The organism is Flavobacterium sp. R1_16 (genome assembly GCF_057652095.1).
Map to the genome: position 1 here is coordinate 484,740 of NZ_JBYFCG010000001.1, position 14,735 is coordinate 499,474.

A 14,735-nucleotide genomic window follows, 5' to 3' on the forward strand; every position below is an offset into this window, starting at 1 on the left:
TATTTGCTTACAACTTATAATTGTATAAATTTGTTAAAAAATGAATTGAAAACATACATCAAACTATACCGACCATTTTTAATTTTTCTAATTAAGTTTTTTTTAGTCTATTTTGTACTGACGGTTTTTTATCAGTTGTATTTGAATCAGTTTGATAGTTTGATTATGTATCAAGTGGACGATTTTACTCGATTAGTAGCTAGACAAGTAAATGAAACGCTTTTGTTTTTTAAATATGATTCTAGTTATGAACTACATGACAAAGAAGCATCAGTGAAACTATTTTTAGATAACGTTTATGTAGCTAGAGTAGTTGAAGGATGTAATGCTCTCAGTGTAGTAATTCTTTTTATTGCCTTTGTGGTTGCTTTTTCTGGTAAATGGTTACATACACTACTTTTCATTCTAATTGGTAGTATCATCATACATGTTTTGAATGTTTTTAGAATTGCTTTGTTGAGTATAGCATTATTGCATTATCCAGAGCAAGAGCATTTTTTGCATGGAGTAGTTTTTCCTTTGTTTATTTATGGTTTAGTTTTTGGATTATGGGTTATTTGGGTTAATACATTTGCATTAGATGGTAAGAGAAATTCTAAAAAATAAAGTAAAGATTATTCTTGTACTTATATTACTATTGCTTTTATCGGCTGTACGTGCCTATGAAGAGTATTTATTTTACGACCCTTTCTTGATATACTTCAAAGGGGATTATTTAAGCTTACCCTTTCCTGAAATTGATGATTTTAAATTGTTTTTTGGTTTGACGTCTAGATATTTTTTGAATACGATATTTTCTTTAGGGATTATTCATGTTCTTTTTTTGGATATTAAATTCACAAAATTTACTGCACTTTTGTATTTTGTATTTTACCTAGTGCTGATAAGTATCTTCTTTTTAGCAGTTCATTTTTTCGATAAGGAAAATAATTTCGTGCTATTTTATATCAGAAGATTCCTTATCCAACCTTTATTTTTATTGCTTTTTATTCCTGCTTTTTTCTATCAAAAAAGGATTAACTAACTCACATTTTTCGTACCTTTAATAGCGTTTTAATTCTATAAGGTATAAAAATGTGGCGTCATGAAAATAATTAAGCACTCGGGAGATATTGTAGAGTATAATCCAGACAAACTCAAAAAATCCTTATTAAAATCTGGCGCTAGCAAGGATGTTGTTGATTCTATTTTGAAAGCTATTCGAAAAGAGGTATACGATGGAATTTCTACAAAGCATATCTATAAAATGGCTTTTGGTTTATTGAAAAAAGCCTCAAACTCCCATGCTGCGCGATATAATTTAAGAGAAGCTATTCGCTTGTTGGGACCAGCGGGTTTTTTCTTTGAAAAATATATTGCCAGAATTTTTTTAGCGGAACATTATGAAACCAAAACCAATTTAATTTTGCCAGGCAAATGTGTCTCACATGAAATAGACGTTTTAATCAAAAAAAATAATGTTCTTGCAATGGTAGAGTGCAAGTTTCATGCTGGTAGGGATGCTGCCTCAGATGTAAAAGTGCCTATGTATATTTTGTCACGTTTCAATGACTTGAAAGAGAAAAAGCATACACTTTTTGAGTCTAATCAAAATATAAACAAGTGTTGGATAGTAACAAATAATAGATTTACAGCTGATGCTACCACTTTTGCAAAATGCTCAGGATTGGATTTATTGAGTTGGGATTATCCAAAGGATAACAATCTAAAAACCAAGAACGACAACAATTATCTTTATCCTGTAACTTGCTTAACCACATTATCACTTGCCGAAAAGGACAAGTTATTGATTTTAGATGTGCTATTGGTTAGAGAAATCATCAATAATTCTGAATGCTTGGAGAGAATTGGAATTAGCCCCAATAGAATAAAAAATGTAATGCGAGAAGCCTTAGAATTGTGTAAGTATATTTAAGAACGATTTAGTTTTAAATTAAAATACATTCAACATGAAAATCAAATTTATTGGTGGAGCAGCAACAGTAACGGGTTCAAAGACTTTGATTGAAAGCAATGGAGTTCGAATTTTAATAGATTGCGGGCAATTTCAGGGAATAAAACCGCTACGGGAGCTCAATTGGGAACCATTACCTGTTCTGCCATCGACTGTCGATTGTGTGTTGCTCACTCACGGTCATCTTGATCATTGTGGTTGGTTGCCAAGATTCGTTAATCAAGGATTTAAAGGAAAAATTTATTGCACCAGTCCAACGGCAGCTATCACAAAATTGATCCTTTTAGACAGTGCTAAAATTCAAGAAGAGGAAGCTTACAAAGCCAATAAAGAACATTATTCTAAGCATGTTATAGCTCAACCTTTATATACAGTAGAACAGACAGAACAAGTATTCCCACATTTTAGAATAGTTAAAACAAATGAAGAAATTCCGATAGATGCTGAAATTTCAGCGGTTTACACTAATGCGGCTCACATTTTAGGAGCTTGTTCCATCCAATTGAATGTAGAAAATAAAATTTTGGTTTTTTCGGGAGATATTGGACGTGATAATGATATACTGATGTACCCACCAACAAAACCAAAAAAAGCAGATTACATTTTTCTAGAAAGTACCTACGGAAATCGAATTCATCCTGACACGGATGCTAAAGTCGAATTAGAAGCTTACATCAATAACACCGTTCAAAAAGGAGGAACAGTCATCATTCCAAGTTTTGCTGTAGAACGTGCACAAACAATAATGTATTTGCTTTGGCAATTGAAAGAAGAAAACAAAATTCCTAATGTTCCCTATGTTATTGATACTCCTATGGGAATTAGTGTTTTAGATGTTTTTGCCAATAATAGAAAATGGCATAAATTATCTGAGGAAGAGTATGTTGGAATGAGTAAAATGTTTACCATGGTTTCAGATTATCAAGAAACTATCGAAACCATTTTCGATAACCAACCAAAAGTGATTATCGCTGCAAGCGGTATGATTACTGGCGGAAGAGTTCTTAGTTATTTGGAACGGTATATTGGTCTACCTGAAACAACTGTAATTATTATTGGTTATCAGGCTGAGGGAACACGTGGAAGGAAATTACTTGAGGGAGCTAAGGAAATCAAAATTCATGGTAAGTACTACGAAGTTCTTGCCACTATTTTAGAGATAGAAAGTCTTTCTGCCCATGGAGATCAAAAGGATTTATTGAATTGGCTTTCAGTATTAGAAAGAAAACCTCAAAAAGTGTTTTTAGTTCACGGTGAAGGTGAAGCTTTGAGTGAATTGAAGGTAAAAATTGAAGAGAGATATGGTTTTGATTGCATGATTCCTATGATGAATCAAGAATTTGAAATATAATTATTTAACAAGAATTTGATATTTAGATATGCTTAATGCACTAACTTTGCAGTATGTTGATAAGAAAGCAAATAAGTTTATTTTTAGCCTTTTTCCTATTGGTTTCCAATCTTGGATTGGCTTTTACTATTCATTATTGCAACGACAAAGTAGCCTCAATAACATTAAAAAGTATCCCTGATTCAGCTGTTTCAAATTCTGGATGTTGTGGAGTAGCAGAAAAACAATCAAAGTGTTGTCACGATACAATAATTAAATCTGAAAATAAAGTTGATCAAATTCTGGTTGACTTCCTTTCGTTCAATCCCGTTTTTCTTGTTACTTCTGAAGAATGGAGACCATTGATTTCTAAGGAAACTTTAGGTTTCAAGAAAGCGGATTCAATTTCATACTATTGTGATGCGAATGCACCGCCACTGTATCTCTTGTACAATCAATATACCTTTTATTCCTGATTTTAGTATTCGATTAGTTCATCTATTTACGAATATTAAAATACTATATAATGAAAAACGTGATGTTTTTTATAACGTTACTGTTTTCTGTTTTAGCCTTTTCTCAAGAAAAATTAGAAGAAGTTAAGATAGAAAGCAAAAAAAGAGGAATAGTAAAATCGGCTTCAAAAATATCGAATACCTCTATAGTTACAAGTAAAGAATTGCTTAAAGCAGCTTGTTGTAATTTGGCTGAAAGTTTTGAAACCAATCCCACAATCGATGTTAATTTCTCGGATGCATTAACAGGAACGAAGCAAATAAAGATGTTGGGTTTAACGAGTCCTTACATCTTGATCTCGGAAGAAAATATTCCTTCTGTTCGAGGCGCATCTCAAGCGTATGGATTGTCATTTACACCAGGAACATGGGTCGAAAGCATTCAAATTACCAAAGGAGCAGGAAGTGTTGTCAACGGATATGAAAGTATTTCTGGACAGATAAATACAGAGTTAATTAAGCCTTTGAAAGATATTTCATTTTTTTTGAATGCATACGGAGCAACCGATTCTCGATTTGAGTTGAATACTCATTTTAATAAAAAAATCTCCGATTATTGGTCAACAAGTATGTTTGTTCACGCTAATACGAGGATTGCCAAAAATGACATGAACGACGATGGGTTTTTAGATAATCCATTAGGAAAACAAATCAATCTAACTAACCGTTGGCAGTATGCAAATCCAGAATCGGGTTGGGTTAGTTTCTTAAATCTTCGGTACATGAAAGATGATAAACAGTCTGGTGAAATCAATTTTAATCCCGATAAAGACAAATTGACAACGAAGTATTGGGGTTCAGAAATCGCCACAGAAAGAATTGATTTTACGTCAAAAATAGGGTATGTTTTCAAGGACATGCCTTTTCAGAGTATTGGTTTTCAAAATGCGTTAAGCAATCACAACCAACAATCTTATTTTGGGTTGAATCAATACGATATAAAACAGCAGAGTTTTTATTCTAATTTGATTTTTAATTCAATTATAGGTAATACGATGCATAAGTTTACATCAGGATTGAATTTTACGTATGATAAATACGCTGAGTTTGTTAATGGAAATGATGTGGGTCGAATTGATAATTCTGTTGGGACATACTTTGAGTACACCTACGATGATTTAGATACGTTCAGTTATATTTTAGGAGGAAGATTCGATTATCACAATAGGCTGGGGGCTTTTTTCACGCCAAGATTACATGTAAAATACAAACCTTGGGACAAGGCTGCTTTTAGAATTTCGGCAGGAAGAGGAAAAAGAGTGGCGAATATTTTTGCAGAGAACCAAAATTTATTTGCCAGTTCAAGAGTCTTTTCTGTATTAGATACCAATGGTAAAGTATACGGATTGCATCCTGAAATTGCATGGAATTATGGTTTGAGTTTTACTCAAAATTTCATTTTACTAGGTAAAAGTGCTGATGCCACTGTTGATTTTTACAGAACCGATTTTCAGAATCAAGCTGTGGTCGATATTATGAATTCACCGCAACAGATTTTGTTTTATGATTTAAAAGGGAAATCATTTGCTAATAGTTTACAAATCGATTTTAATATAGAACTTATTAAACATTTGAATTTGAGAACGGCTTATAAGTACTTTGATATTTCTACTGATTATCTTTCTGGAAATTTTCAAAGACCTTTGCAGGCAAAACATCGTTTTTTTGGTAATCTAGAATATGAAACAAACCTAACTAAAAAAGGACAGCAATGGAAGTTTGATTATACTTTTAATTGGTTAGGCAAACAACAATTACCAACCACTAGAACGAATACGTTAGAAGATAAGTTGCCTGAATTTTCGCCATCTTTTGGTGTAATGAATGCTCAAATTACGAGAATTTTTTCAAGTACTTTTGAGATGTATTTAGGTGGAGAAAATATAGGAAACTATAAACAGAACAAGGCGATTTTGGGAAGTAGCAATCCTTTTGGACCCAACTTTGATACTTCTATAGTATATGCGCCTATTTTTGGTCAAATGTACTATGCTGGATTGCGATTTAAAATAAAATAATTACAAGAAAAGTTAAACCATAAAAATCAATTTAATACTATGAAAAATACAATTTTAGGAATAATGTTACTATTTGTAGCATTTTCAACACAAGCTCAAGACAAGAAAAATAAAAATGCAAAATACAGCATTGAAGTAAATGGCAACTGTGAGCAATGCCAAAAGCGAATTCAAAAAGCTGCCTATTCTGTCGCTGGTGTAAAATCAGCAATTTGGAGTATCGAAACGCATCAATTGGATTTGATATTAGATGAAGAAAAAACGTCTGTTGAATTGGTAAAAAAAGCAGTTGCAAAAGTAGGACATGATTCAGAAAATGAAAAAGCATCACAGAATTCTTACGATAAGTTACCTGGATGTTGTCAATATGAAAGGAAATAAAAATCGGTTTTAAACCGTTAATAAAAATTTAAAGTAAGGCAATAAATTGTGGTTAAGCTAAATTATTCTTACTTTCACGAACTTTATACAACCTATACAAATAGTATCTATGAGCAATTTTGATTGGACACAACTTCTTAACCCAGAATTTTATATTACCCTTAAAGTTGGCGGAATCCAATTAGGTTTATATATTGTTTTGTTTATTGTTTTTGCTGAGACCGGTCTTTTTGCGGGTTTTTTCCTTCCAGGAGATAGTTTGCTTTTCTTAGCCGGAATTTACAGTCGTGATTTGATTCAGAATTTTGTATACATAGAGGCCGATTTCATTAATGTAACCTTACTCTCATTGTTAATTGCAATTTCTGGAGTTCTGGGGAATATGGTAGGATATTGGTTTGGCGCAAAGAGTGGTTATTATCTATTTAAAAAAGAAGATAGTTTTTGGTTTAAGAAAAAATATTTGCTTCAATCCAAAGACTTCTTTGAAAAATACGGAGGAAAAGCAATCATCTTTGCTCGATTTTTACCTATTTTCAGAACGTTTGCACCTATTGTTGCGGGTATAGTATCTATGGACAAAAAGAAGTTTATGTTTTTCAATATTTTAAGCTCGTTTTTGTGGTCTTTTATTTTGATTTTTTCAGGGCACTATTTATATGGAATGTTTTTGAATAAGTTCGGAATTGATTTAAAACATCATATAGAATGGATTGTAATTGGGATTATTCTGATATCAACCTTTCCAGTCTTTATGAAATTATTAAAGAAAAGACCAGCAGATACGTAAAATAAAAAATCCGTCAAGAAAATATTCGAGACGGATTTTTTTTATTTGTTAGAAAATGGAATTACATCATTCCTGGCATTCCGCCACCCATTGGCATTCCGCCACCAGCATTTTCTTCTTTAATATCTACTAAAGCACATTCGGTAGTCAAAATCATTCCGGCTACAGAAGCTGCATTTTCTAGTGCTACACGAGTTACTTTTTTCGGATCAATGATACCTGCTTTTAACATGTCAACATATTCATCTGTTTTAGCGTTGTAACCAAAATCACCCTTTCCATCGGCAACTTTTGCAACAACAACAGAACCTTCTAAACCTGCATTTTCAACAATAGTTCTCAAAGGAGATTCTACTGCTCTTGAAATAATTTGAATTCCAGTTGCTTCGTCAGCATTGTCCGCTTTTAAAGCAGCAAGAGCATTTTTAGCTCTCAATAAGGCAACACCTCCACCAGCAACAATTCCTTCTTCAACAGCAGCGCGAGTAGCATGTAAAGCATCATCCACACGGTCTTTTTTCTCTTTCATTTCTACTTCAGAAGCAGCACCTACATAAAGGACAGCAACACCACCAGCTAATTTTGCCAAACGTTCTTGTAGTTTTTCTTTGTCATAATCAGAAGTGGTAGCTTCCATTTGACCTTTTATTTGATTCACACGATTCTTAATCATTTCAGCATCACCAGCGCCATTTACAATCGTGGTATTGTCTTTATCAATACTTACTCTTTTAGCAGTACCCAACATTTCGATAGTTGTGTTTTCAAGAGTGAATCCTCTTTCTTCAGAAATTACAGTACCACCTGTTAAAATAGCAATGTCTTCAAGCATCGCTTTTCTTCTGTCACCAAAACCTGGCGCTTTTACAGCAGCGATTTTTAAAGCTCCACGTAGTTTGTTTACTACTAAAGTTGATAAGGCTTCACCATCAACATCTTCTGCAATAATCAACAAAGGTTTCCCTGATTGTGCTACAGGTTCTAATACAGGTAATAATTCTTTTAAAGAAGATACTTTCTTGTCGTATAATAGAATGTATGGATTCTCTAGTTCAGCTTCCATTTTTTCTGGGTTGGTTACAAAGTATGGAGAAAGATATCCTCTGTCAAATTGCATTCCTTCTACTACATCCACATAAGTGTCAGTACCTTTGGCTTCTTCAACAGTGATTACTCCTTCTTTTCCAACTTTAGCGAAAGCTTTAGCAATCAAATCACCAACCACTTCGTCATTATTAGCTGAGATAGACGCAATTTGTTTGATTTTTTCAGAATCACTTCCTACTACTTTAGCTTGTTTCGCTAAATCGCCAACAATAGCTTCTACTGCTTTGTCAATTCCTCTTTTTAAATCCATAGGATTAGCTCCAGCAGCAACGTTTTTCAAGCCTTCTTTAACAATGGCTTGAGCCAAAACCGTAGCAGTCGTTGTACCATCACCAGCCAAGTCATTGGTTTTTGAAGCTACTTCTTTTACCATTTGAGCTCCCATGTTTTCCAATGGTTCTTTCAATTCGATTTCTTTAGCAACGGTAACTCCGTCTTTGGTAACATTTGGACCACCGAATGATTTTCCTATAATCACATTACGCCCTTTTGGGCCAAGGGTTACTTTTACTGCATTAGCTAATGCATCAACACCTCTTTTTAATCCGTCACGTGCTTCAATATCAAATTTTATATCTTTTGCCATTTTATTTTTAGTTTAAATTGTTGTAAAGTTTCAAGTTTAATTTTTTAAATCTTACTACTTTGGGTTTATTTTAATCGAATTAGATGATTGCTAAAATATCATCCTCACGCATGATTAGATAATCTTTTCCGTCTAATTTTAATTCTGTTCCAGCATATTTTCCGTAAAGAACAGTGTCTCCAATTTTTACAGTCATGGTATGGTCTTTCTTGCCATTTCCAACTGCAACTACGGTTCCTTTTTGAGGTTTTTCTTTTGCGGTATCAGGAATAAAAATTCCAGAAGCAGTTTGAGTTTCAGCAGCAACAGGTTCAATTAGAACGCGATCTGAAAGTGGTTTAATGTTTAAAGCCATAATATTATACTATTTTATATGTTAATTAATGATGCATTCTTGATTTCAGAAATTGTGCCAACAAGCAAAAACTGACAATTTTGCTTAAAAAAAATGCCAGCATTGTCAAGCTGGCATTTTTTGTATTGGTATAAAGAACTTACTTTTTTACTGGAGCAGGAGCTGCAGGAGCAGGAGTTTCACTTGCAGGTTTTGAAGTAGGTGCTTCCGTTTGATCAATAATCTTAGAATTAGTATCGCTCAAGTTTCCTGTGAAACTTAAACTTGATAACAATATTAAAGCAATTAAAATAATTGCCAATGTCCATGTACTTTTATCTAAAAAGTCAGTCGTTTTTTGAACGCCTCCCATCATTTGTGATCCACCTAATGATGAAGATAATCCGCCTCCTTTAGGATTTTGGACCATTACTACTATGATCAATAGGAAACAAACTATTGTTATTAAAACTAAAAAAATTGAAAATGTGCTCATTACTAGTTATTATTTTGTTGTAAATTTTTGATATCTAAAATTCGGTCTGCAAAGAAACTACTTTTTTCTGGATATTTCAAAATTAATATTTCATATGCTTGAATTGCTTTTTGATATTTTTTTTGCTCCAAATAAACTCTGGCTAAAGTTTCTGTCATTAGATAGGAATTGTCAGCATTACTAGGCTCTAAAACAATGCTTACTGGAGTTGCATCTTGTTTAATTGGCGGAATTTTGGGATTGGTTTGAATAAAAGTATCAATTAATCTATTTTTTTTTTGCTTCTCGAAATCTACTTCAGAAGGGTTTTCTTGGTCTGCTTTTTTTTCATCCCTAATAATTGGTTGGAATTTGGATAATTGTAACCACTCGTGAAAGGAATGTTTTTCTGATTTTAGAAACTCTAGAGGTTTTCCTAATTCTAATTTTTCTGAAATAATTTCTTCGCTCTTTTCCTGTTTTATTGGTTCAATAGTTTCAACAACTTCAACTTCGTCATCTTCAATAGCAATTACCTCTTCAATATCTTCGGTTTCTTGAGTAGAAGGCGAAGCATTTTTAATAGTGGTAAGGATTGATTCTTCGATTGTGTTTACCCTTGGTTCCAAACGAGGCTCTCCATCAACAAATATTTCGCTTTCTTTTACTGTAATGTCGAGTAATTCTGCTACTTTTTTGTCATACAACCCTTTTTGAATCGTAGTAAATGTTTCTGAAGTTATAAAATCAAATAGGACACTTCTATCGGTGGTGTGAGCCGCAGTAATTTTTAGCGCATAGTTATATTTAAAACTATTTTGATTGTACAGCCCTTTTAAATATAACGCTCTTGCACTTTGAAAATAAGGAAATTCCTGAACGATCTTTTCCAAAGATATACTCTGAATGTCATTGATAGCATTCGGGTTATTGATTAAGGAAGTATATTCGGTTACGTTCAAAATTTAGTTTTGTGATTATTAGAGAAACAAATTAACTCTAAAATTTACCATTTTGCAAGTGATTCATTAAAAATATCTTGGGTGATTCTTTCGAAGATTTCCTCAAGTGCTTCGGTAAGTTTAGAACCTACTAATTGGTCAGTACCACTGTAGTTGTAAAAGAAAGAGAATTTCTTTTCGAAATTGTCTGTTTCTTTATTCTTATTGGTAAAACGAACATTAATCGTTATGGTCAATCTGTTTTGAGCTGCTGTAATGTCTGCTGTTGCTGTTGTAGGTGTAATTCGATAATCAACAATTTCACCTTCATAGACTAAATCACCATTAGAATTTACCAAATTCAAATTCGTTTGGTTCTGAATTAAATTTTGTAATTTTTGAGTAAATGTTCGTTCAATTCCTGGCTCTATAAGTGGCGCATTGTTTTGAAAGTAATTTACTTGATAGGTTTTGGCATCAATTTTTCCTGTTCCAGTAAAATTGTAAACGGAACAACTGTTCATGCTGAAAGTGATAAAGGCAATAAGAATATATTTTAAGTATTTCATGTTTTAAGTAAAATGCAAAAGTATCTTTTAATTAGGAATAAAATCTCCTTGGTAATAATATTTTAGCATTGGAGAACTTTGATATTCATATTGCACAGATATTGGTAAGTTATTACTATTGTAAATATAAATATAATTTGCAGGAGTATTAATAATCCCTTCATCAGATTCATAAACTGAATGACCTACTGATGTCAAGACATTGTTTTTGGAAAATAAAAAAGGGGAGACTTGGGGATACAAAGGCATTATGCTATCTTCGAAGTCAAAAGGAATAAAATTAATTTTAGAAATTGGGAGTAGAGCATTCTTTAAAGGATTGATAGTGTTGTCATATTCGTAGATATATTCATTCATTAAATCTGAGTCATTTGGAGTAACACTAACAACATTGCCATTTTCAAATTTTTGCCTTGTTGTTCGGATGAAATAGTCATATGAAATGTCTTCGTTATTTGGATAAAAATTAGTTTCAACTGAAAGAAGAAGTCTTTCTTCATTCAAATAATAAGTATAGTCGTAGTAATAGACATTGTCATCTGGACCAATTAAAGAATTATGGTTTATATAACTGTTTGTTGTTAAATTATAAGTAAAAGTTGAGGTGTTGTTAGAAGTTAGATAATTGTTTGTGTCATAAGTAAAATGACTAGATGCAGTTATTGAATTATTTTTCCATGTATTTATTGTAATTAAGTTGTTATTGCTGTCATAAACATAGCTCAATTCTTTTGAGCCATCAGGTTTTGTAATTTCTTTCAACAAGCCATTTTCATTAAAATTCCAATGTTTCTCTCGAGAAGTTTCAGGATATAAAATCACTTTCACTAATTTTGTTGGGTCTATTGCATTCACTGCAGCTTCATCCTCATCAGAATTACTGCAAGAAAAAGAAATAAAAGTCAATACCACCAAACAAAATAATTTCTTCATAAACTTTTGAATTAAAAGAAGTATAAATGTAATGATAAGTTATTACAAATCAAACTGTTTAATTTTTCGATACAAGGTTCTTTCAGAAATGCCAAGTTCATCGGCAGCAGCTTTGCGTTTTCCTTTGTTTTTTTCTAACGATTTTTTAATCATTTCTATTTCTTTTTGCTCTAGACGCAAGACTTCTTCTTCCTCAACGGTTTCGGCAAAGAGATAATTATCATCGTTTTCTTCAAAATTAGTATTCGTATTTTGAGTATTGAAAACAGGAGTTCTTGGTTCTTCTTCAAATACTATTTCGCTTTCATTTTCTTTCGAACCGTATATTTTTTGAATGAGATTGGGGTTGATTTCTTGAACTTTAGAAGTGCCGTTTTTCATTAATTCTAAAGTTAATTTTTTCAAATCGTTCAAATCACTTTTCATGTCAAAAAGCACTTTATATAGTATGTCTCTCTCGGTGCTAAAATCACTTTCGGCTTTTCGGTCTTTAATAACCGAAGGGAGATTGCTTCCTTCAGAAGGCAAATAGGATTGTAAAGTCAAAGCTGAAATATCGCGATTGGTTTCTAAAACTGAAATTTGCTCTGCTACGTTTCGAAGTTGACGGATGTTTCCGCTCCAACGGTATTTTTGTAACACTTGAACGGCATTATCATCTAATCGAAGAGGAGGCATCTTGTATTTATGAGCGAAATCGGCGGCAAATTTCCTAAATAGTAAATGTATATCATCTTTTCTGTCGCGCAATGGAGGTAAGACAATATCAACAGTGCTCAAACGATAATATAAATCTTCTCTGAATTTCCCTTTTTCAATTGCATCAAATAAATTTACATTGGTTGCAGCGACGATACGCACATTGGTTTTTTGCACCTGAGAAGAACCTACTTTTATAAACTCTCCATTTTCAAGAACACGCAATAAGCGCACTTGAGTGGTTAAGGGTAATTCACCTACTTCGTCTAGAAATATGGTTCCGCCGTTAGCTACCTCAAAATATCCTTCTCTTGTACTGGTCGCTCCTGTAAACGAACCTTTTTCGTGACCAAAAAGTTCACTGTCAATTGTCCCCTCTGGAATTGCTCCACAGTTTACGGCAATATACTTCCCGTGTTTTCGATGGGATAGAGAATGTATAATTTTAGGAATACTTTCTTTTCCAACTCCACTTTCACCAGCAACTAATACAGAAATATCAGTAGGTGCAACTTGAATTGCTTTTTCAATAGCTCGATTTAACTTTGGGTCATTACCAATAATCTCAAATCGTTGTTTTATAGCTTGAACTGTTTCCATAACTTTTTTTGTTTGAACTGTAACTTTTTTAATTCATTTCACTTAGTCCAATAGCTTTGCCAATGAGGGTTCCACTTGTACAATTTAAAATTTCAACATTAACAAAATCACCAATTTGATAGTTCTCTTTCGGGAAAACTACCGTAATGTTTTGGGAATTGCGACCTGACCAATCTTTATCAGATTTTTTAGACTCTTTTTCAATCAGCACTTCTAATGTTTGCCCCAAATATTCTTGAGTTCGATAAGCGCTATGTTTTCTTTGTAAATCGACAATTTCTTGTAGTCGTCTTAATTTTGTTTCTTCGGGAACATCATCTTCCATTTTTCTTCCAGCTAAGGTTCCGGGTCTTTCTGAATAGGCGTACATGTAACCAAAACTGTATTTTACAGATTCCATTAAGTCCAAAGTGTCTTTATGGTCTTCTTCAGTTTCAGTTGGAAATCCTGCAATCATATCTTGAGTGATGGAGCAACCCGGAATTATGGTATTGATTTTATCTATTAAATTCAAATACTCTTCGCGGGTATGCAAACGATTCATTGCTGCTAGAATTCTATTGCTTCCAGATTGAACAGGCAGATGTATGTGTTTGCATATATTTGGATATTTTGCAATTACATGAAGTACGCTCTCGTGCATATCTTGGGGATTGGAAGTTGAAAACCGAATACGCATTTTAGGAAATGCAATAGCAACCATTTCTAATAATTGATCAAAGTTTACAGCAGTTGCTTTTTGTATTTCGGAGGCATTTACAAAATCTTTTTTCAAGCCGCCACCATACCACAGATAACTATCAACATTTTGTCCCAACAGCGTTATTTCTTTGAATCCTTTATTCGATAAATCTTGAATTTCATTAATAATACTTTGCGGCTCACGGCTGCGTTCGCGACCTCTAGTAAATGGAACTACACAAAAGGTACACATGTTGTCACAACCTCGAGTGATGGAAACTAGAGCGGTGATTCCGTTACTCATTAATCGAACAGGAGCAATATCGCCATAGGTTTCTTCTTTTGACAAAATAACATTTATAGCCTCTCGACCTTCTTCAACTTCGTGTAGTAGGTTGGGTAAATCTTTGTAAGCATCAGGACCGACAACTAGGTCGACAATTTTTTCTTCTTCAAGAAATTGACTTTTTAATCGTTCTGCCATACAACCTAATACACCTACTTTCATTTTAGAATTAGTGCGTCGTTTTACTGCATTGTACTTTTCAAGTCGTTTTCTTATCGTTTGCTCTGCTTTGTCACGTATGGAACAAGTGTTGACTAAAACCAAATCGGCTTCCTCTAGAATTTGGGTTGTATTGTATCCATTCTCTGATAGAATTGAAGCTACAATTTCACTATCGGAGAAATTCATTGCACAGCCGTAGCTTTCTATGAATAATTTTTTGGTGTTTTCTGGTTTGTTTTCTAATACAAGTCTTTCGCCTTGTTTACTTTCTTCAATTATCTTTTCCATTCATTAATTTTTCAAAGTACAAAGGT

General features: G+C 33.1%; 16 protein-coding genes. 8 read left to right on the forward strand and 8 right to left on the reverse strand.

Features of this window, described 5'->3' with window-relative positions; translation table 11 throughout:
• Positions 1–45 precede the first annotated feature (45 nt).
• The 8 genes from xrtF (at position 46) to AC23L6_RS02190 (ending at position 6,988) form a co-directional block, all read left to right on the forward strand.
• A complete protein-coding gene (xrtF, locus tag AC23L6_RS02155; RefSeq protein WP_487560655.1) occupies positions 46–606 on the forward strand; it encodes an exosortase family protein XrtF in 561 nt (186 codons plus the stop codon).
• Positions 581–1,024 (forward strand): exosortase F system-associated membrane protein, encoded by a 444-nt coding sequence (locus AC23L6_RS02160; RefSeq protein ID WP_487560656.1) that lies wholly within the window; start codon positions 581–583, stop codon positions 1,022–1,024. The genes xrtF and AC23L6_RS02160 overlap by 26 nt, the downstream gene beginning before the upstream one ends.
• Before the next feature lie 60 nt (positions 1,025–1,084).
• Entirely contained in the window at positions 1,085–1,915 is an 831-nt protein-coding gene (locus AC23L6_RS02165) for an ATP cone domain-containing protein (protein WP_487560657.1), read from the forward strand.
• A gap of 34 nt (positions 1,916–1,949) precedes the next feature.
• A complete protein-coding gene (locus AC23L6_RS02170; protein ID WP_487560658.1) occupies positions 1,950–3,305 on the forward strand; it encodes an MBL fold metallo-hydrolase in 1,356 nt (451 codons plus the stop codon).
• A gap of 53 nt (positions 3,306–3,358) precedes the next feature.
• Positions 3,359–3,760 carry an HYC_CC_PP family protein gene (locus AC23L6_RS02175; RefSeq protein ID WP_487560659.1) on the forward strand — a complete coding sequence of 134 codons (402 nt, stop codon included), beginning with the start codon at positions 3,359–3,361 and terminating at the stop codon, positions 3,758–3,760.
• A 47-nt stretch (positions 3,761–3,807) separates the two neighbouring features.
• A complete protein-coding gene (locus tag AC23L6_RS02180) occupies positions 3,808–5,817 on the forward strand; it encodes a TonB-dependent receptor plug domain-containing protein (RefSeq protein ID WP_487560884.1) in 2,010 nt (669 codons plus the stop codon).
• A 39-nt stretch (positions 5,818–5,856) separates the two neighbouring features.
• Positions 5,857–6,198, forward strand: coding sequence for a heavy-metal-associated domain-containing protein (locus tag AC23L6_RS02185; RefSeq protein WP_487560660.1), 342 nt, complete (start codon positions 5,857–5,859; stop codon positions 6,196–6,198).
• 109 nt (positions 6,199–6,307) lie between these two features.
• Entirely contained in the window at positions 6,308–6,988 is a 681-nt protein-coding gene (locus AC23L6_RS02190; protein ID WP_487560661.1) for a DedA family protein, read from the forward strand.
• A 61-nt stretch (positions 6,989–7,049) separates the two neighbouring features.
• Here the strand turns inward: AC23L6_RS02190 and groL are convergent, their stop codons facing one another.
• From groL to miaB, 8 genes are all read right to left on the reverse strand, one after another.
• Positions 7,050–8,681 (reverse strand): chaperonin GroEL, encoded by a 1,632-nt coding sequence (groL, locus tag AC23L6_RS02195; protein WP_487560662.1) that lies wholly within the window; start codon positions 8,679–8,681, stop codon positions 7,050–7,052.
• Between the two features lie 79 nt (positions 8,682–8,760).
• On the reverse strand, positions 8,761–9,036 hold the full coding sequence (locus AC23L6_RS02200) for a co-chaperone GroES (RefSeq protein ID WP_487560663.1): 276 nt from the start codon (positions 9,034–9,036) through the stop codon (positions 8,761–8,763).
• A gap of 139 nt (positions 9,037–9,175) precedes the next feature.
• The gene (gene secG, locus AC23L6_RS02205) at positions 9,176–9,511 is read right to left on the reverse strand and encodes a preprotein translocase subunit SecG (RefSeq protein ID WP_487560664.1); all 336 of its coding nucleotides are present in this window, start codon (positions 9,509–9,511) and stop codon (positions 9,176–9,178) included.
• 2 nt (positions 9,512–9,513) lie between these two features.
• The gene (locus tag AC23L6_RS02210; protein ID WP_487560665.1) at positions 9,514–10,452 is read right to left on the reverse strand and encodes a tetratricopeptide repeat protein; all 939 of its coding nucleotides are present in this window, start codon (positions 10,450–10,452) and stop codon (positions 9,514–9,516) included.
• A gap of 44 nt (positions 10,453–10,496) precedes the next feature.
• Positions 10,497–11,000: an LptE family protein gene (locus AC23L6_RS02215; protein WP_487560666.1), complete on the reverse strand. Its 504-nt coding sequence runs from the start codon at positions 10,998–11,000 to the stop codon at positions 10,497–10,499.
• Between the two features lie 27 nt (positions 11,001–11,027).
• Positions 11,028–11,933: a hypothetical protein gene (locus AC23L6_RS02220; RefSeq protein WP_487560667.1), complete on the reverse strand. Its 906-nt coding sequence runs from the start codon at positions 11,931–11,933 to the stop codon at positions 11,028–11,030.
• Between the two features lie 42 nt (positions 11,934–11,975).
• Complete coding sequence (locus tag AC23L6_RS02225; protein ID WP_487560668.1) at positions 11,976–13,232, reverse strand: sigma-54 interaction domain-containing protein; 1,257 nt, start codon at positions 13,230–13,232, stop codon at positions 11,976–11,978.
• Between the two features lie 28 nt (positions 13,233–13,260).
• Entirely contained in the window at positions 13,261–14,709 is a 1,449-nt protein-coding gene (miaB, locus tag AC23L6_RS02230; RefSeq protein WP_487560669.1) for a tRNA (N6-isopentenyl adenosine(37)-C2)-methylthiotransferase MiaB, read from the reverse strand.
• Positions 14,710–14,735 lie beyond the last annotated feature (26 nt).

Bases quoted from the DNA above. Each gene is read 5' to 3' on its own strand.
- AC23L6_RS02190 (WP_487560661.1), top strand. From the start codon at position 6,308: ATGAGCAATTTTGATTGGACACAACTTCTTAACCCAGAATTTTATATT.
- AC23L6_RS02185 (WP_487560660.1), top strand. From the start codon at position 5,857: ATGAAAAATACAATTTTAGGAATAATGTTACTATTTGTAGCATTTTCA.
- groL (WP_487560662.1), bottom strand. From the start codon at position 8,681: ATGGCAAAAGATATAAAATTTGATATTGAAGCACGTGACGGATTAAAA.
- AC23L6_RS02220 (WP_487560667.1), bottom strand. From the start codon at position 11,933: ATGAAGAAATTATTTTGTTTGGTGGTATTGACTTTTATTTCTTTTTCT.
- AC23L6_RS02225 (WP_487560668.1), bottom strand. From the start codon at position 13,232: ATGGAAACAGTTCAAGCTATAAAACAACGATTTGAGATTATTGGTAAT.
- secG (WP_487560664.1), bottom strand. From the start codon at position 9,511: ATGAGCACATTTTCAATTTTTTTAGTTTTAATAACAATAGTTTGTTTC.
- AC23L6_RS02165 (WP_487560657.1), top strand. From the start codon at position 1,085: ATGAAAATAATTAAGCACTCGGGAGATATTGTAGAGTATAATCCAGAC.
- AC23L6_RS02175 (WP_487560659.1), top strand. From the start codon at position 3,359: ATGTTGATAAGAAAGCAAATAAGTTTATTTTTAGCCTTTTTCCTATTG.
- miaB (WP_487560669.1), bottom strand. From the start codon at position 14,709: ATGGAAAAGATAATTGAAGAAAGTAAACAAGGCGAAAGACTTGTATTA.
- AC23L6_RS02200 (WP_487560663.1), bottom strand. From the start codon at position 9,036: ATGGCTTTAAACATTAAACCACTTTCAGATCGCGTTCTAATTGAACCT.
- AC23L6_RS02215 (WP_487560666.1), bottom strand. From the start codon at position 11,000: ATGAAATACTTAAAATATATTCTTATTGCCTTTATCACTTTCAGCATG.
- AC23L6_RS02160 (WP_487560656.1), top strand. From the start codon at position 581: ATGGTAAGAGAAATTCTAAAAAATAAAGTAAAGATTATTCTTGTACTT.
- AC23L6_RS02170 (WP_487560658.1), top strand. From the start codon at position 1,950: ATGAAAATCAAATTTATTGGTGGAGCAGCAACAGTAACGGGTTCAAAG.